Genomic DNA, 16,324 nt, shown 5'->3' on the forward strand with positions numbered 1-16,324 from the left:
GATCGCCTGCGCCTGCTCGATCGCGTCCCCGACCCCGGCCGGCGCCAACGCGTGCAGCGGATAGTTGCGCGTGATCAGCCGCAGCTCCGCAGCCATCGACGCCAGCCGCGCCGGCAACCCCGGCAGGTCCACCCGAGCCTCGTCCGACACCGCGGCAACCGGCGGCACCCCGGGCGACACCCCGCCGCTCGCCGCCCGCCCGCTGCTCATACCAAGAACCCTAGAAGCGACCACCGACAGCGCCCGTTCCACACCCGGGCGCGATCGCCTCGTCACCCTGACTCCGCCGCGTACCAATGCAGTTCGTCTCAGCCACGCCCCCGGCCGGGCAGGCGCGCGGGAGCGCGCTCAGCGGCATACGGCCAAGGAATGGTCAGGCCCGCACGGACGTGCGCCGCGGCGGGGCTTGAAGGGGAAGAGCAGTTTCCGGACGGAGCAGGCACGGCGCATGTTTTCCCGAATCGTGAACCTGGTCCTCAATCGATCAGCCACTGCTGCAGCCATCGGCGCTCCAGGAGATGCTCCTGGACGAACGGGTCACGCGTCACGAGTCGCTCGGCTTCGGCGATCGAAGCGACCTCGAAGGTGATGAGCCCTCCGGATCTGTCCGCAAACGGTCCTCCGAGATATTCGCCCAGTCCCATTGCGTTCCAGTACTCGGCGTGAGCGGGCGCGACCGCCTGAACGCGATCGGGCGCCGCCTTCATGAGATAGAAGTAGAGCACGCGCATCCATTCCTCCTCATCGAGTATTGGCAGACCTGCTCAGGTCTATCGGAGGCTCTGGCCACCGACCCAGACGTCGGCGATGTCGGCCGCGGATCCAAGGGCGAGCGTCTTGGCGAGGGCGTCCTCCGGCGACGCTGCGTGCCGGAGTCCGACATCGAGCGGGTCGGACGGGACCGGCCGGATCCAGAGCGCGTCGAACTGCTTGCCGACGCTGAGGTCACCGACCTCGTCGCCCAGACCGAGGGCCAGCGCGCCGGACCGGGTGGCGAGGTGCAACAGGTCCGGGGCGGTGAGCGCCAGACCGTCGGCCCCGAGGAGCTGCTGCATGAGATAGGCCTGCAGTGCCTCCTTCAAGATCGAGAACCCGGTGCCGGCGCCGACGTCCGAGCCGAGGGCGACGCGGACGCCGTGCTCGACATGGCGTCGCATCGGGAACCAGCCGCTGCCGAGCGAGGAGTTGCTCGTCGGGCAGTGGGCCACAGCGGCGCCGCGTGCCGCCAGGAGGGCGACCTCTGGGTCGCTCGCGTGGACGTTGTGCGCCAGGACGGCCCTCGGGCCGACGAGTCCGTGTCGGTCGTAGGTGTCGACGTAGTGCTCGGCCGCGGCGAAGAGCTCAGCGACCGCAGCGACCTCGGCGACGTTCTCGTTGACGTGCGATGTGAACCAGGCGCCCTCGACATCCTTGAGCACCGACCCACAGGCGTCGAGCATGTCCTCGCTCGCGGAGTAGGAGAAGCGAGGGGTGGCCGCGTAGCGAGTGCGGCCCACGCCGTGCCACCGCGCCGCGAGGGCCATCGACTCCGCATAGAAACGGTCCGGCGTGCTGAGCAGTGGCTCCGGGAGGGAGCGGTCGCTCGCGACCAGCCCGGCCGTGACGCGCAGGCCCGCGCGGGTCACCCGCTCGAAGAGGGCATCGACCGCACTCGCGAAGTGAGAACCGAAGACGAGCGCGGTCGTCGTGCCCGCAGAGACCAGGCCCTGGACGAACTCGTCGGCCACCTGGCGGGCGTAGTCGATCGACTCGAGGCGAGCCTCCTCGGGCAGTGCGCACTCTTCGAGCCATTGGAGCAGGGGCATCCCCAGGGCCCCGATGACCCGGACCTGGGGGTAGTGGACGTGGGCGTCGACCAGGCCGGGCAGGACCAGTCCCTCGCGAAGGTCGACGACCTCGTGCCCGGGATGGTCGCGCACCGTCTCGGCGAAGGGACCGCGCGCAGAGATTCGGCCGTCCTCCACGACGAGCGCGGCGTCGGCCTCGGCGCGGAGCCTGATGGTCCCGAGAGTGGCGTCCTCCGGTGTGTCGAGAACCGTCCCGCGGAAGACGGTCACCGGGCACGTTCCTGCCCAGCGGCGCGCGACGCGGCGGCCTCGGTCTCGAGCGACTGGAGCAACGCGGCGGCCACGCCGATTGCGACCGTCGAAGGGTCCTTGCCGCTGAGGTCCGGCATGCCGATCGGTGAGGTGATCCGGGCGATCGCCTCCGGGGTGTGGCCCTCGCGGGCGAGGATCGTCTGGAAGCGTCGCCATTTCGAGGCCGAACCAATGAGGCCGATTGACCCGAGATGGCCGCAGCGCAGCGCGACGTCGCACAGGGCGGCGTCCTCGGCGTGGTCGTGAGTCATGACGAGCACGTGCGTGCCAGGCGGGACCTGACCGAGGACGAGCTCGGGCACGGGGGCATGGTGCACGTGGATGCGGGCCAGCGCGTCGTCGAGCGGCCGCAGCCGCTCCGGCTCAAGCAGGTCGGCGCGGGAGTCGACCAGGTGCAGCTCGAGGTCGCGCCGGGCAAGGATGCGGGCGAGCTCCATACCGACGTGTCCCAGGCCGAAGATCGCCACCGACGGCACGACGAGCAGCGGCTCGAGCAGGAGAGACACCTCACCGCCGCAGCACTGCTGGCCGTGCTCGGACGCCGCCTTGTCGCTCAGCGCCACGCTCAGGGTCTCGGGTGCACGCCAACCGTCGGCGATGAGCTCACGTGCCCGCGCGATGGCGGTGGCCTCGAGGTTCCCGCCGCCGATCGTGTCCCACGCACCGTCCTCGGCGACCACCATCTTGGCGCCGGCCTCCCGCGGCGCGTGGCCGCGGACGCTGGCGACGGTGACAAGGACGCCGGGGCGCCGGTCGCTCCGGAGGCGCTCGACGGCCCGGAGCCAGTTCACGACGTCACCTGCGTCGTGCGCACGGACCCGTCGCCGGAAAGGGCAGGGGCACCCGGTGAGCCATTGCCGGGAGTGGGCTCAGCGGCATACGGCATGGTGGTGTTGTCTGGAAGGGCGCTCCGGGCCAGCTCGACCGCCCAGTACACGGCCTCTGGCGTGGCGGGAGAGGCCAGGTCGATGCTCACCCCCGGTGGGCCGAACGCTGCCGCAGCCTGTCGCAGCGCTTCACGCACGGAGAAGGCGAGCATGAGGGGCGGCTCCCCGACCGCCTTGGACCCGTAGACCGCACCGTCCTCGCGGGCGTGCTCGAGGAGGGTGACGTTGAAGACCTCGGGCATCTCGGAGAAGGAGGGCAGCTTGTAGGTGCTCGCGGCCTGGGTGGCGACGCGGCCCCGGGTGGGTCCGTCGCTCTCGTCCCAGCGCAAGTCCTCGAGCGTGAGCCAGCCGGCACCCTGGACGAAGGCGCCCTCGATCTGGCCGATGTCCACGACCGGGCTCAGGCTGTCGCCGACGTCGTGGACGATGTCGACCCGTCTGGTCCGGTAGGCACCGGTGAAGCCGTCGACCTCCACCTCCGCCGCGGCCACGCCGTAGGCGAAGTACTTGAACGGGGAGCCTCGCATCGTGGAGATGTCCCAGTGCAGTCCCTCGGTCCGGTAGTACCCGGCCGCCCAGAGCTGGACCCGGTCGAGGTAGGCCTTGGCGACGAGGTCCTCCCAAGGCAGGTCCGCGCCGCCGTCCACCTCGGCCAGGCGGGCACGGATCTGCTCGCAGGCATTCTTGACCGCGCCGCCGTTGAGGTCGGCGCCCGAGCTCGCTGCCGTGGCCGACGTGTTGGGCACCTTGTCGGTCCGGGTGGGGGCGAGCCGGATTCGGGACAGCGGCACGCCGAGCGCCGTAGCGGCGACCTGGATCATCTTCGTGTGCAGCCCCTGGCCCATCTCCGTGCCGCCGTGGTTGATGAGGACCGAGCCGTCCTTGTAGACATGCACCAGCGCACCCGCCTGGTTGAGGGGCGTGAAGTTGAAGGAGATGCCGAACTTGACGGGCGTGACAGCGAGCCCGCGCTTGGAGTGCGTGTGCGCGGCGTTGAAGACGGCGACCTCCTCGCGGCGCTCCTCAAGCCGCGCGTTCGCGGCGAGGGTGTCCCACGCCCGGATGAGCCGGTCTGCGTGGCGGACCTCCTGGCCGTAGGGCGTGCTCTGGCCGGGGGTGTAGAGGTTGCGCCGGCGCAGCTCATCGGGTTCGAGGCCGAGCTGGGGTGCGCAGCGTCCGAGAATGTCCTCGATGACGAGCATGCCCTGCGGACCGCCGAAGCCACGGAACGCCGTCTGCGAGGTCTTGTGGGTCATGGCGACCCGTCCTCGGACGCTGACGTGGGGGATGTGGTACGCGTTGTCGACGTGGCACAGGGCCCGCGCCAGGACCGCTTCGGAGAGGTCGAGGCTCCAGCCGCCGTCCGAGGTCAGGGTGGCGTCGAGCGCGTTCAGGTGTCCGTCCGCGTCGAAGCCGACCCGCCACGTGGCGTGGAAGCCGTGGCGCTTGCCGGTCATCGAGACGTCCTGGGGCCGGGTCAGCCGCACGCGGACCGGGCGACCCGTGAGCGTTGCGCCCAGCGCCGCAACGGCAGCGAAGCCGTGCGGCTGCATCTCCTTGCCGCCGAAGCCGCCGCCCATCCGGAGGGACTGGACCGTCACCGCGTGGTCCGGCACGCCGAGGACGTGGGCGACGATGCCCTGGGTCTCGCTCGGATGCTGGGTGCTGCTGTGCACGAGCACCTGGCCGGACTCGTCGACGAGGGCGATGGAGGCCTGGGTCTCGAGGTAGAAGTGCTCCTGCCCCGCGAACTCGATCTCGCCGGTGAAGACGTGGGCCGATGTCGCGAGGCCGGCGTCCACGTCGCCGCGACGGACGTGCAGGGCGGCGCCCTGGAAGCTTCCTGCTGCGATCGCCTCACCGAGGGTGATGATCGCCGGCAGCGGCTCGTAGTCGACCCCGTGCTCAGCGATCGCAGCGGCCCCGATGCGGGCGGCCTCGAGCGTCTCGCCGAGGACCCAGCAGACGGCCTGGCCGTAGTACCTGACCTCGTCCGGGAAGAGCGGCTCGTCACCCTTGACTCCGGAGTCGTTGAGCCCCGGCACGTCGGCCGCGGTGAGCACCCGCACGACCCCGGGAACGGTGAGCGCGGCAGCGGGGTCGAGTCGTCTCACCCGGGCATGGGCGTGCGGCGCCTGCACCGGGTGGGCGTGCAGGATCCCAGGGGTGCGTGCCAGCAGGTCGTCGGTGTAGAGCGCGGCTCCGGTCACGTGGAGGGCGGCCGACTCGTGGGGGACGGGCAGGCCGGTGGAGGCGTTGCTCGGGCGATCGGACAGGCGGCTCATGCGCCCACCTCCTGCGATCCCGACTTCTCCGGGTGCGGATGCGCGTGGTGGAGCCTGAGCAGCGCCGTGCCGAGCATTGCGGTCCGGTAAGCCGCGCTGGCGCGGTGGTCATCCAGGGGAGTCCCTTCGCCGCGCATGACCGCGGCCGCTGCCCGCACGGTCTCGGCGGTCCACGGCCGTCCCTCCAGGGCGGCCTCCGTCGCCAGGGCCCGGATCGGGATGGCGGCGACCCCGCCGACCCCGATTCTCGCCCGCGTCACGATGCCGTCATCGACGGTCAGCGCGAACGCCACGGCGACGCTCGAGATGTCGTCGAAGCGCCGCTTCGCGATCTTGTGGAAGGCGGCGATCGGGCTCAGGGGGAGCGGGATCCGCACCGCGCGGATGAGCTCGTCAGGTCGTCGGACCGTCTCCCGGTAGCCCGTGAAGTAGTCGGCGAGCGGGATCTCTCGCTCTCCTCGCTCGGACGTGAGGACCACCGTGGCTTCCAGAGCGAGGAGGGCTGGTGCCGCATCGCCGATGGGGGAGGCCGTGGCGAGGTTGCCCCCGATCGTGGCGGTGTTGCGGATCAGTCGGGAGGCGAACTGGGGGATGAGGTCGGCGATCAGAGGGACGCGACCGTCGAGGGCCGTCTCGATCTCGGAGAAGGTGAGCGCTGCGCCGATCTCGATGCTGTCCGGGCCGACGTCGAGCGCCCGCAGCTCTGGCACGCGGTCGATGCCGATGACGAACGGCGCGCGGGCCGCTCGGAGGTTCACCTCGACGCCCCAGTCGGTCGATCCGGCGACGAGCACGGCGTCGGCGTTCTCGCCCAGCAGCGCCAGGGCGTCGGCGAGGTCAGTGGCTCGGGCGTAGGTCCCCGTGGACGAGGTGATCCGCGTGCGCGGTGTCGTCGGCGCCGCTCGGCTGCAGCGGGCGGCAAGCGCGTCCTCGGGCGGCGGCGCGCCGACCGCGAAGGCGGCGTCACGGATCGGCCGGTAGCCGGTGCAGCGGCACAGGTTGCCGGACAGGCCCTGGAGGTCGAAGCCGTTGGGGCCGATTTCGTGGCCGCCGGTGGTTTGGCTGCCGTTGGGGTGCTCGGTTGCGGAGCCGGGGCCCGACTCGGTACCCGGAGTCCGGCCGCTCCGGTAGTACTCCGCCGCCATGCTGCACACGAAGCCGGGCGTGCAGTAGCCGCACTGCGACCCGCCGCGAACTGCCAGCTCGTGCTGGACCGGGTGGAGGGAGTCGGGCGAACCGAGCCCCTCACTCGTGACGATCTCCTGGCCATCGAGCGACGCGGCCGGAACGAGACACGCGTTGAACGCAGTCCACTGCGTCCCTCCGGGTCCGTCGGGTCGGGCCATGAGGACGGCGCAGGCTCCGCACTCGCCCTCGGCACACCCCTCCTTGGCCCCCGTCAACCCCTGCTCCCGAAGCCAGTCGAGGGCCGACGTGTGCGGTGCGACCCCATCGAGCACCAGGCGGCGGCCATTGACCGAAGCCGTGGGCACCACGCCGGCCTGCTCGCCTCCGGCGAGGTCCGCAACACTGAAGGACGCCATCGTCGCCTCCCTGGACGCCGCGCGGGCGCCGCACCAAGGGCCAACCGCGCACGATCGGCCCGCATGCATGGTTGCGGCTGTCGCCGAACCGCTGGTTATCCATGCAGAACAACGGCCGGGTGACTCGATGGTACGTCGGGGCCCTCGCCACCGACAGCCCTTTACCGGCCCATAACGGACACGCGGTGACGGCGATCGCGAGGGCCTGTGGACAACGTCGCCAGCCGCAGAGTGGGACTGACCATGCTCGTGCCATGACGACAGGAACCTTCCGCGGGCTCCCCGACGACTGGGCGCGCCGCCCCATGACGGACCCTGACCTCTTCGAAGGTGTGGTCGACCTCGCGGTCTTCGAGGCGTTCCGGGCCACCGGTGGGGTCGCTCTCCTGCTCTGCCACGCCGACGGGCGTCTCATGCAGCCGGTCACGGTGGAGACCGTCAACGCGGCCTCGCCCCCCTGCGAGGCCGAGGCCCGGCTGGCCGCGATCCTCGCCGACATCGTGGGGACGGGCGTACCGGCCGTCGTCATGGTCGTCGCCCGCCCCGGCTCGGCGGCGGCGACCGAGCGGGACCGGGACCTGCGAGACGCGTTCGTGCGGGCGAGCCGGGCGAGCGGGATCACCCTGCTCGGCTCGGCGCTCGCCGTCCCCGGGGTGGTCGTGGACCTGACGCCGGCGTCGGCGACGGAGGCGGCCTGAGCTCGCAACGCCGGGCGCACCCCACCCCGGCGTTGGCGCTAACCGCGCTCAGCGGCATACTCGATGGATTGGCCGGAGGACATTGCGAAGGTGTCCTCCTCCGTGTGCGGGCAAAACGGGATCATTCAGCGTTTCGTCCCCGCGGGGCTGACAGGTAACCTAACCCGCGGTCCTGCACCTACCTCCACGTGCAGCAGCGAGAGCGCCCCTGCCCCCGGGGCGTGTGAGGGAGCACCATGACACGTACTGACAGCGTCGACGTCAAGCGTTGGCGCGCGAAGTACGCGCTCATCGAGCGATCGGCCGAGGCGGATCAGGACGCCAAGGCGCTGTTCGCCGAGATGGACGCGGAGCGCACGGCTCGCAACGGCGAGCTGCGAGAGATCCTCGCCGATCTCGTCGCTTCGAAGGACCTCGTGGCGTTCAAGGAATCGCTCGGGCACTGGGCTCGCAAGGACGGGCCCTACGTCGGCTTCGGCCCCGTCGGCGGCCCCTGGGTGGCGGCGCTCGTCCGACGCGCCGAGGAGGACCACGCAGAGGTTGTCGAGCTGCTCGTGGCCGCGCTCCAGACCCCGGCATCTCCGCAAGCGGCGGCCGACAGCCTCCACTCCGTCGACGCGTTCCTGGCCCGCTCGGGCGGTCGCGGGCAGCGTGGACCGAGCCCGGCCCAGACCGCGTACGTCCTCTCCCTATTCTGGTCGACCGACGACGGCGGCGAGTGGCCGCTCATGTGGGAGAACGCTCCCCACACGCTCCAGCGGCTCGGCTGGCTCGAGCGCGGCCTGTCCCACGCCGAGCGCTACGTCGCCTTCGCCGCCCTGTGCGCGTCCCTGCGTCCCGACGACCCGCGCTACGCGTCCCGCATCCTCTGGTGGTTCAAGGAGACCGAGGCCTTCGTCGGCATCGCTCCCAGGGCCATCGACGTGTGCGTCGAGGCAGCGGAGCTTGCCGCGGAGTTCCGTCCCGCGACCGGGTATGCCAGCGCGAAGCACGAGGACCGTGCCGCGGACCTCGCCCGCCAGCTCCGCGGTGAGGCCGACCACATCTCCGACAGTCTCATCGAGCGGCTCTCGGCCGAGACGGGGCTCTACCTGGAGGCGCCGACGCTCGCCCTCCAGCAGCACGCGGGGGACGACTCCGCCTATCGCTCCGACCTCTACGCCTCGTGGATCCTCGTCGGTGGCGCGGGCGCCCCGGGCTTCCGGCTCTGGGTGACTCCGTCCGGCGTCGCCTTCGGCCTCCACGGCGGCTGGGAGGGCGAGAGCGACGAGCAGCACCGCGAGATCGGTGCCTTGCTCCAGTCGCACCTTCCACGCGGCGTGAGTTTCCTGCGGGTCCACGACGACGCGCGCCCGGCAACCGAGGGCCGGATCGAACCGGTCGGGCGCGAGTATTCCGGGGGCGAGGCGTTCGTCGGCACGTGGTGGAAGGACTCGAGCGCCCTCGGGCGTGCCGACCTCGCCGACGAGATCGCGACGACCGCGCGGGCGCTGACGCCGCTCCTGCGGTTCCTGGCCTCGAGCCAGCGCGGCGGCACCGAGGACCCGAATCTCGAGCTCAACCCCATGGCCGACCTCGAGTCCGAGGTCGAGGTCTTCAAGGCCGAGCGCCCGTATCCGAACGAGCGGGACGCATGGCACCAGGAACAGCGCCGGGTCTTCGCCGGCGCGCTCTCCCGGGACGGGCTCGAGAACTTCGACCTCCCGACGTTCAAGCGCATCGTGTCGACGCGCGGGTATGGCGACATCGGCGCCCAGTCGGTGCTCATCAGTTCCATCAACGCCCTCGATGCCGCAGGGATCGACGAGCTGCGCCTCATGGTCCGTGAGCTGCTCTGGGGTGAGGGGCGCGACGAGGAGCGGATCAACTCGGTCCTCGCAGCTGACGACCTCCCGGTGCAGGGTTTTAGTGAGAGCGTCGTCATGAAGCTGTTCGCCATCGCCCACCCCGAGCACTGGCTGCCTCTCTTCACCCTCGCGGGGGAGTCGGGCAAGATCGCGATGCTGGCGCGCCTCGGCGGCCCCGCCCGGTGGACCGAGGGCAAGTCGCGCGGCCGCATGCACGTCGAGACCAACGCGCTCCTGCGCCAGGTGCTCGACCCCCTCCTCCCGGACGATCCCTGGGGACAGGCCCAACTCGCCTACTGGCTCATGCGCCGCTCCGACAAGGCGCTCATGCCGGACCACGACGCCCTCGGCGAGGCGGCCAAGGAGCTGCTCATCGACGAGGCCTTCCTCCGGGAGATCCGCGCGCTGCTCGAGGAGAAGAAGCAGGTCATCTTCTACGGGCCGCCCGGCACCGGCAAGACCTTCCTCGCGCAACGCCTCGCCCAGGCGCTGCAGCCGGACCCGGCCAAGCGCGACATCGTCCAGTTCCACCCGAGCAGCTCCTACGAGGACTTCTTCGAGGGCTTCCGACCGCAGATCGACCACCAGGGGCAGATGGTCTACGAGCTGCGCAAGGGTCCGCTGGCGCTGTTGGCGGAGGCCGCGGAGGCGGACCCCCTGACGCCGCACTTCATGATCATCGACGAGATCAACCGGGCCAACCTGCCCCGCGTCTTCGGCGAGCTCCTCTTCCTGCTCGAGTACCGGTCGCACTCGGTCAAGACGTCCTACCGGCCGGACGAGGGCTTCGAGCTGCCCCCGAACCTGTACTTCATCGGCACGATGAACACGGCGGACCGCTCCATCGCCCTCGTCGACGCCGCGCTGCGCCGGCGGTTCGACTTCGTGCCCTTCATGCCGCACGACGGCCCGATGGAGGGGCTGCTCCGGCGCTGGCTCGAGGCGAACGACGGCCCGGTCTGGGTCGCCGACCTCGTCGACCGGGTCAACGAGGACCTGCGCCGCGCCCTGCGTGGCCCGCACCTGCAGATCGGACACTCGTACTTCATGCGCCCGGGCCTCGACGGTGACGAGGCGACCTTGCGCCGCATCTGGGACTACAACGTGTACCCGTTCATCGAGGACCAGCTCTACGGCCGGGAGCATGAGCTCGCCCAGTTCCGGTGGGAGAACGTCCGGGCCCGGTACGGGCAGTTCGACCTCGCGATCCCGTCCACTGCGCACCGCCAGTCCACGACATGACGATCGAGCTCCCGCCGATCCCGGAGCACGGTCGATCGGGCCCGGTCCGCCTTGACCGGGAGACGCGCGGCGCCCTCGTCGCAGCCGCTGGCGAGCGGCTGGTCATCCACGCGACCGCCGACCCTGACGTCGTGACGATCGGGGCGACGAGCTGGGTCGGCGCCCTCGCGGTGCCCGGTCTCGTGGTTCGGGTCATGCCCCGCGTGTCGGTCGCCAACTTCTTCGCGATGCTCAGCGCCGGTGTGTCTGCCGAGCAGTTCGAGCACGAGCAGGTCACGTGGTCCGACACGGACGAGCTCATCGACGGCGTCGCGTACTTCGCGATCCGGCTCATCGACGCAGCGACGATGCGGGGGCTGGTGCACGGCTACGTGGCACGCGAGGAGAAGCTCCGGACCATCCGCGGGCGCCTGCTCGTCGAGGAGTTCGCCCGCCGCCCGTGGACGGCATCGGAGCCGCAGTGTCGGTACGACGACTTCACGTCCGACATCAAGGAGAACCAGCTTTTCCGCTGCACGCTGCAGGCGATGCTGGCCTGGCCGCAGCTGGCGCCGGACGTGCGTCGCGAGGCGTTGCGGGTCCTGGGGCGCTTTGACGGCGTCTCGGACACACCGGCGACCATGCACGCAGTCCCCGTGCCCATCACGCGGCTCAACGAGCACTACGCCGATGCGATGCGCCTGTCGCGACTTGTCCTCCAGGCGATGTCCCTGTCGCACGAGGCGGGGGACCAGCAGGCCAACAGTCTCATGGTGGACATGGACGACCTCTTCCGGCGCTGGATCGTCCAGGAGCTCGACCATCGCCTCGCGCCAGACCTGCGGATCGACGCGGACGAGGACGTCTGGCTCGACGAGGGGCGTGCGGTCACCATGGCGCCGGATCTCATCGTGCGCCGCGGGGCACAGGTCGTGCTCGTCGGTGACGCGTCCTACTCGATGGGGGCGGATGGCTATCTCGCCTCCCGCGACTACCTCAACCTCGTCGCGTACACCTCGGCCATGGGGATCCCGACCGGCCTGCTCGTGCACTGCAACTCGGACCGTGCGCCGGAGAACGAGATCGTCATCCGCAACGCCGGCACGCGCATCCTGTGCCGGCCGATCCGGCTCGATGGGTCCTACACCGGCGTCTCGCGCTCCATCGACGCGCTGGCCGACCTCGTGCGCGAACTGGCCGAGTTCCCGGGGGAGTTCGTCATCCCCCAGATGCTCCGCACCGGCGTGCATTGAGCCTTTCCTCAGGCGGCCGCAGGAGATGCCGTATGCCGCTGGGCTCAGTCGGGCGTGAATGCACAGAACTCGTTGCCCGCGGGATCCGCAAGAACGTCCCATCTCAGGTTGTCCTCGCCCTTCCTGCGCAGGCGAGTCGCTCCGGCCGCCAGAAGCTCACCGACGTCCGCGGTCGTCACGTCGATGTGCACCCGGTTCTTCGTCGTCTTGGCCTCTGGCACGGGCCCGAAGTCCATCACCTCGAAGGGGGCGCCGGGCACGTGCTCGAGCCAGCTGGACTCTGAGTCGTGCTGGGCCGTGATGCCGAACGCCCGCGCCCACCAGTCGGCGAGCTGGCGACACTCGTCGAGACCGCCCGTCACGTCCCACACGAGCTCGTAGAACGGTCGCTCGACCGGTTGGTCGCGGACGAAGACGCAGAAGAGCTGGCCGTCGGGGTCCCGCATCACGGTCCAGCGCTGGGTGTCGTCGACGACGACCGCGCCACCGGCGAGGGCCGGCTCGAGCGATGTGGCGTTGAGGTCGAGGTGGAGGCGGTTCTTCACGGTCATCGGCTCCGGCACCCCGTTGACCCACACCATCACCTCGCCGCTACCGTCGACTGGGCGCAGGCTCGCGTCGCCGTCGTCGTGGACGTGCGCCTCCCAGCCGAGAAGGGGAGCCCAGAAGGCGGCCAGTGCCGGTGGGTCAGACGCGTCGATGCAGAGGTCCTTGTAGGTCGCGATAGCCATGCACACCACCGTAGGCGGCCGGGCGGGGAATGCCTCACAGATCACACCCGCAACCCTTGAAAGAGGTGACTGCTCAACTACTACACTGTGTAGTACCGACAGCAAAGGGCCTGCCGGATCACCAACACAAGCTGGAGATGAGATCCATGGCCACCATCCACCACAGCGACGTCAGTCGCGTTCACGACGTCGACACCAAGCACCCCGCCGACGGCATCGTCACCTTCGAGGAGGAGATCGTCCGCTCGGCCTGGGCTCGCCGATTCCTCGCCGTCCTCCGCATCGTCATGGGCTGGACCTTCATGTGGGCCTTCGTCGACAAGCTGTTCGGCCTCGGCTACGCCACCCCGTCCGCGCGCGCCTGGATCAACGGCGGCACACCTGCTCAGGGCTTCATGAAGGCCGGCGCAGAGAGCGACAACCCGTTCGCCCAGTTCTTCGCGAACATCGCAGGCCCGTGGTCCGACTGGCTGTTCATGATCGGCCTGTTCGGCATCGGCATCGCGCTCCTCACTGGCGCGGGCCTCAAGATCGCCGCCTGGACCGGCACGGCGCTGCTGCTCTTCATGTACCTGGCCCAGCTGCCTTGGTACGCCACCGAGGGGGCCACCAACCCGATCACCGACTCTCACTGGATCGAGGCTCTGGCAATCATCGTCGTCGCCGCCACCTACGCGGGCGACACCTGGGGCATCGGCAAGTGGTGGGGAAGGATCGTCGGCAACGGCATCCTTCGGTGACCGACCTTGCCCGTGACTGACGGGCCCGCCACAGCGACCGCCCTTATCCCTGGGGGCGGTCGCTGACGTATGCCCCACGTGATGACGCGGCACAACCCGGTGACGCGGCTGACCCGGCCGACTGGGCGTCAGCCGCTGACGCCATGGGCGGCCACATGCCAGAGCCGACCCTCGCCCCGGATCCCGGGCATGGCGTGCAGGATGGAACGCTCGGCCAGCTCCGGTGCAACCCCGAGGTCGACCGCGTAGCGCAACGCCACGGCCGGGGTGCGGTGCGTCGCGTCGCGGCAGTGGACGAGGACCCGCTTGCCCTCGGCGCGGAACTGACGCAGGGCGGAGGACACGTCGTCGAGGACGAAGTCGAGATGTGGGTTCGAGTCCTCGGTGTCGTCCTCGTTCATCCAGACCTCGAGGTGGTCCCGCTGCGGGATCCCATCGGCGGGGACGTCATCCAGGCCGAGCGGGCTGAGCGAGACGACGGCCTGGACACCGAGCTCCTCGGTGCGGGAGAGGTCGCTCATCGTGCCGAGAACGATGTCCGGGTCGATCGGATGCGGCAGGCCGAGCTGCGGGATCGCCGGATCTGCCATGGTTGCCACCGAGGGCCACGTCCCGGGCCTTCGTCCGCCGGACCAGGTGGACACCGCGATCTCGACGAGGTCATGGGCGCGGTAGCCGGGCCAGCCATGGACCACGCGGCGCCATTGGGTGGGGACCGCCGAGGCGCCGTAGCGGGCCCCGAGGAGCGAGCCGGCGATCGCGGCAACCGTGTCGGTGTCATGGCCTGCTCCGACTGCAGCCTGCAGCCCACGTTGCAGGTGCATGGCTGACGCATCGCCCCGATCGGTCGTCGTGATCGCCGCCCAGGCCGCCTGGAGCGCGGTCACGGTGTAGCCGTTGTTGACGAAACGCTTGGGGTCCTCCCCGGTCGCTTCCTCGATCCACTGCGCCCACTTGCCCGCGTGAGCTGGTGTGACCAGGTCCAGCCCGGCCCCCAGGTCGAGTCGCCCCTCGGTCGTGGCCACTCGGATGGCCTCGGACCACAGGATGGAGGAGTCCGCGGCCAACGGGTCGGCGTGGGTCAGTTCGGCGATGGACCGTGCGGCCCGCGCGGTCGCTGATCGATCACCGATGTTCCAGATGCCGACGACCGACGTGCGCATCAGGGCCCCGTTGCCCGCGGTGAGCCCGGTGCGCTCGTGCAGCGCCCGGCTGGCGGCCGTCAGTCGCTCGTGAGGGCGGCCCTCGAGGCGCTCCGCCTCGGCAAGGACCGTCCTGGTCTGGGCGCCGACGTCGGTCGCCCCACCGACGAGCCAGGCCGAGAACGCGTCCGCGACGGCGTCCAGGGCCGCGGCGCTGGTCAGGTCGACACCCCGAGCTGCGACGTCCGCGACGCACAGGGTCATCTGTGTGTCGTCGCTCCACTCGCCCGGCTCGTAGGGGCCCAGGCCGCCGCCCTTCATCACCGCCTCGCCGATGGGTGGAGCGGCCATCTCGTAGGGCACCCCCAAGGCGTCGCCGCAGGCGCCACCGAGGAGCACGCCGGCAGCACGGTCGAGGGTGATCGGACGGTCCGCAAGCATGGGCTGGCCTTTCGTCGGCGCAGGGTCAGGTGAAATCTACGGCCGGTGGCCGGTTCGGTGGCCCCGCGTGCCACGCCGTAAGATTCCGGCGTGCTCGCCCCGTTGACCGTGTCGCTCCTCGTCGCGTCGGGGGTGCTCGGTCTCATCGCCGGGCACCACCTGGTCCGCAGGCGCCGGGTCGACGACCCCCTCATCCTCGTGGGCGCCGCGATCGAGCTGGGTCTCGTGGTCCAGCTCGTCTACGGCCTGACACAGGCTGGCGCGATCGGGGACGGCTCCGAGAGGGCGACGTTCATCGCCTACCTGTTCACCGTTCTCGTCATCCTCCCGGTCACGATCTACATCGCGATCAAGGAGAAGACCCAGTGGGCCATGTCCGTCGTGCTCGGGGGAGCCCTTGTCGTCGCCATCCTCATCGCCCGCGTCCAGCAGATCTGGAGCCTCAATGCCTGACCCGAGCCCGGCCTCCCACACCGGCCGGGGACCCGGACGTCTCATCGTCGCCCTCTACGGGCTGCTCGCGCTCGCCGCGACCGGCCGCAGCGTCCTTCAGATCGTCGAGTACTTCGACCGGGCCCCGGTCTCCTATCTCCTCTCGGCCCTGGCCGCTCTGATCTACATCGTGGCCACCATCGGACTGGCGCGGGGTGACCGCCTGTCGGTCCGCATCGCCTCCGTGGCCATCGTCATCGAGCTCATCGGCGTCCTCGTCGTCGGGGTCATCTCCTACGCGGCCCCGGACGCCTTCCCGGACAAGACGGTGTGGTCCCACTTCGGCCAGGGCTACGGCTACGTGCCGCTCGTCCTGCCCGTCCTCGGCCTGCTGTGGATCCGGCGCAACCGGGCGCCCCGGACGGCGTCGATAGGGTGACCGCCATGGATCACGCCTCGACTGAGCCGACTGAGCCCACTGAGCCGACTGAGCCGACTGAGCCGACGCTGCCCAGCGGCCCGTTCACCGTCCGGCCGGTCACGGCGCAGGAGGCCCAGGCGACCCTGGTCGAGCTCGGCGGCAGCTTTCTGCAGACGCCCGCGTGGGCCCGAACCAAGCCCGGCTGGACCGCCGTCCACCTCGGCTGGTTCGACGCGACGGGAGCCCGCGTCGGCGCCGGTCTCGTGCTGTCCCGCAACCTGCCTCGCCTGCGACGCTCCTTCGCCTACCTCCCGGAGGGGCCGGCCCTGCCGTGGGACGCCGTCGCGGCGGACCCCGGCGCATGGATCGACCCGCTCGTCGCCTGGGCGACCTCGGCGGGAGCGTTCGCCCTGCGGCTCGGCTTCCCCGTCGTCTCCCGCTCATGGCAGCCCGACGTCGTCAAGAAGCAGATCAGCGAGGGCGGACTGATGTCGTTCACGGCCCTCCCACCCTCGATCGACAACCCGGTCGCGCGCAGACTCGAGACGTGGCTCGACCGCCAGCGCTGGCGGCCCATCGGCTG

15 protein-coding genes are annotated in these 16,324 nt (G+C 70.6%); 7 read left to right on the forward strand and 8 right to left on the reverse strand.

Features of this window, described 5'->3' with window-relative positions:
• The 6 genes from VIR15_RS08070 to VIR15_RS08095 all read right to left on the reverse strand — a co-directional run.
• Window positions 1–210 (reverse strand): hypothetical protein (locus tag VIR15_RS08070; protein ID WP_331926961.1); only part of this gene is annotated, 210 nt, incomplete at its 3' end.
• Window positions 211–476: 266 nt separating this feature from the next.
• Window positions 477–731: a YciI family protein gene (locus VIR15_RS08075; protein WP_331926962.1), complete on the reverse strand. Its 255-nt coding sequence runs from the start codon at window positions 729–731 to the stop codon at window positions 477–479.
• Window positions 732–770: 39 nt separating this feature from the next.
• Window positions 771–2,057, reverse strand: a complete 1,287-nt coding sequence (gene guaD, locus VIR15_RS08080) for a guanine deaminase (RefSeq protein ID WP_331926963.1) — start codon at window positions 2,055–2,057, stop codon at window positions 771–773.
• Window positions 2,054–2,890 (reverse strand): xanthine dehydrogenase accessory protein XdhC, encoded by an 837-nt coding sequence (xdhC, locus tag VIR15_RS08085; protein WP_331926964.1) that lies wholly within the window; start codon window positions 2,888–2,890, stop codon window positions 2,054–2,056. The genes guaD and xdhC overlap by 4 nt, the downstream gene beginning before the upstream one ends.
• Complete coding sequence (gene xdhB / locus VIR15_RS08090) at window positions 2,887–5,271, reverse strand: xanthine dehydrogenase molybdopterin binding subunit (RefSeq protein WP_331926965.1); 2,385 nt, start codon at window positions 5,269–5,271, stop codon at window positions 2,887–2,889. The genes xdhC and xdhB overlap by 4 nt, the downstream gene beginning before the upstream one ends.
• The gene (locus VIR15_RS08095) at window positions 5,268–6,815 is read right to left on the reverse strand and encodes a xanthine dehydrogenase small subunit (RefSeq protein WP_331926966.1); all 1,548 of its coding nucleotides are present in this window, start codon (window positions 6,813–6,815) and stop codon (window positions 5,268–5,270) included. The genes xdhB and VIR15_RS08095 overlap by 4 nt, the downstream gene beginning before the upstream one ends.
• A 254-nt stretch (window positions 6,816–7,069) precedes the next feature.
• On the opposite strand from VIR15_RS08095, the gene VIR15_RS08100 reads away from it, so the two are divergent.
• From VIR15_RS08100 to VIR15_RS08110, 3 genes are all read left to right on the forward strand, one after another.
• A complete protein-coding gene (locus VIR15_RS08100; RefSeq protein WP_331926967.1) occupies window positions 7,070–7,513 on the forward strand; it encodes a hypothetical protein in 444 nt (147 codons plus the stop codon).
• Between the two features lie 236 nt (window positions 7,514–7,749).
• On the forward strand, window positions 7,750–10,602 hold the full coding sequence (locus VIR15_RS08105; RefSeq protein WP_331926968.1) for an McrB family protein: 2,853 nt from the start codon (window positions 7,750–7,752) through the stop codon (window positions 10,600–10,602).
• Window positions 10,599–11,834: an McrC family protein gene (locus tag VIR15_RS08110; protein WP_331926969.1), complete on the forward strand. Its 1,236-nt coding sequence runs from the start codon at window positions 10,599–10,601 to the stop codon at window positions 11,832–11,834. Before VIR15_RS08105 ends, VIR15_RS08110 begins: the two co-directional genes overlap by 4 nt.
• Before the next feature lie 44 nt (window positions 11,835–11,878).
• Here the strand turns inward: VIR15_RS08110 and VIR15_RS08115 are convergent, their stop codons facing one another.
• Window positions 11,879–12,565 (reverse strand): VOC family protein, encoded by a 687-nt coding sequence (locus tag VIR15_RS08115; protein WP_331926970.1) that lies wholly within the window; start codon window positions 12,563–12,565, stop codon window positions 11,879–11,881.
• Between the two features lie 146 nt (window positions 12,566–12,711).
• On the opposite strand from VIR15_RS08115, the gene VIR15_RS08120 reads away from it, so the two are divergent.
• Window positions 12,712–13,305, forward strand: coding sequence for a DoxX family protein (locus VIR15_RS08120; protein WP_331926971.1), 594 nt, complete (start codon window positions 12,712–12,714; stop codon window positions 13,303–13,305).
• Window positions 13,306–13,433: 128 nt separating this feature from the next.
• Here VIR15_RS08120 and VIR15_RS08125 read toward each other — a convergent pair whose 3' ends face one another.
• Entirely contained in the window at window positions 13,434–14,888 is a 1,455-nt protein-coding gene (locus VIR15_RS08125) for an ADP-ribosylglycohydrolase family protein (protein WP_331926972.1), read from the reverse strand.
• A gap of 90 nt (window positions 14,889–14,978) precedes the next feature.
• On the opposite strand from VIR15_RS08125, the gene VIR15_RS08130 reads away from it, so the two are divergent.
• The 3 genes from VIR15_RS08130 to VIR15_RS08140 form a co-directional block, all read left to right on the forward strand.
• Entirely contained in the window at window positions 14,979–15,341 is a 363-nt protein-coding gene (locus VIR15_RS08130) for a hypothetical protein (RefSeq protein WP_331926973.1), read from the forward strand.
• Complete coding sequence (locus VIR15_RS08135; RefSeq protein WP_331926974.1) at window positions 15,334–15,759, forward strand: hypothetical protein; 426 nt, start codon at window positions 15,334–15,336, stop codon at window positions 15,757–15,759. Before VIR15_RS08130 ends, VIR15_RS08135 begins: the two co-directional genes overlap by 8 nt.
• A gap of 5 nt (window positions 15,760–15,764) precedes the next feature.
• On the forward strand, window positions 15,765–16,324 hold a 560-nt coding region (locus VIR15_RS08140), incomplete at its 3' end, for a GNAT family N-acetyltransferase (RefSeq protein ID WP_524538094.1).

Source organism: Intrasporangium sp. (assembly GCF_036566125.1).
GTDB lineage: Bacteria > Actinomycetota > Actinomycetes > Actinomycetales > Dermatophilaceae > Intrasporangium.

Coding starts and splice junctions, on each gene's coding strand:
- VIR15_RS08075 (WP_331926962.1), bottom strand. CDS start 731: ATGCGCGTGCTCTACTTCTATCTCATGAAGGCGGCGCCCGATCGCGTT.
- xdhB (WP_331926965.1), bottom strand. CDS start 5,271: ATGAGCCGCCTGTCCGATCGCCCGAGCAACGCCTCCACCGGCCTGCCC.
- VIR15_RS08095 (WP_331926966.1), bottom strand. CDS start 6,815: ATGGCGTCCTTCAGTGTTGCGGACCTCGCCGGAGGCGAGCAGGCCGGC.
- VIR15_RS08100 (WP_331926967.1), top strand. CDS start 7,070: ATGACGACAGGAACCTTCCGCGGGCTCCCCGACGACTGGGCGCGCCGC.
- VIR15_RS08105 (WP_331926968.1), top strand. CDS start 7,750: ATGACACGTACTGACAGCGTCGACGTCAAGCGTTGGCGCGCGAAGTAC.
- VIR15_RS08110 (WP_331926969.1), top strand. CDS start 10,599: ATGACGATCGAGCTCCCGCCGATCCCGGAGCACGGTCGATCGGGCCCG.
- VIR15_RS08115 (WP_331926970.1), bottom strand. CDS start 12,565: ATGGCTATCGCGACCTACAAGGACCTCTGCATCGACGCGTCTGACCCA.
- VIR15_RS08120 (WP_331926971.1), top strand. CDS start 12,712: ATGGCCACCATCCACCACAGCGACGTCAGTCGCGTTCACGACGTCGAC.
- VIR15_RS08125 (WP_331926972.1), bottom strand. CDS start 14,888: ATGCTTGCGGACCGTCCGATCACCCTCGACCGTGCTGCCGGCGTGCTC.
- VIR15_RS08135 (WP_331926974.1), top strand. CDS start 15,334: ATGCCTGACCCGAGCCCGGCCTCCCACACCGGCCGGGGACCCGGACGT.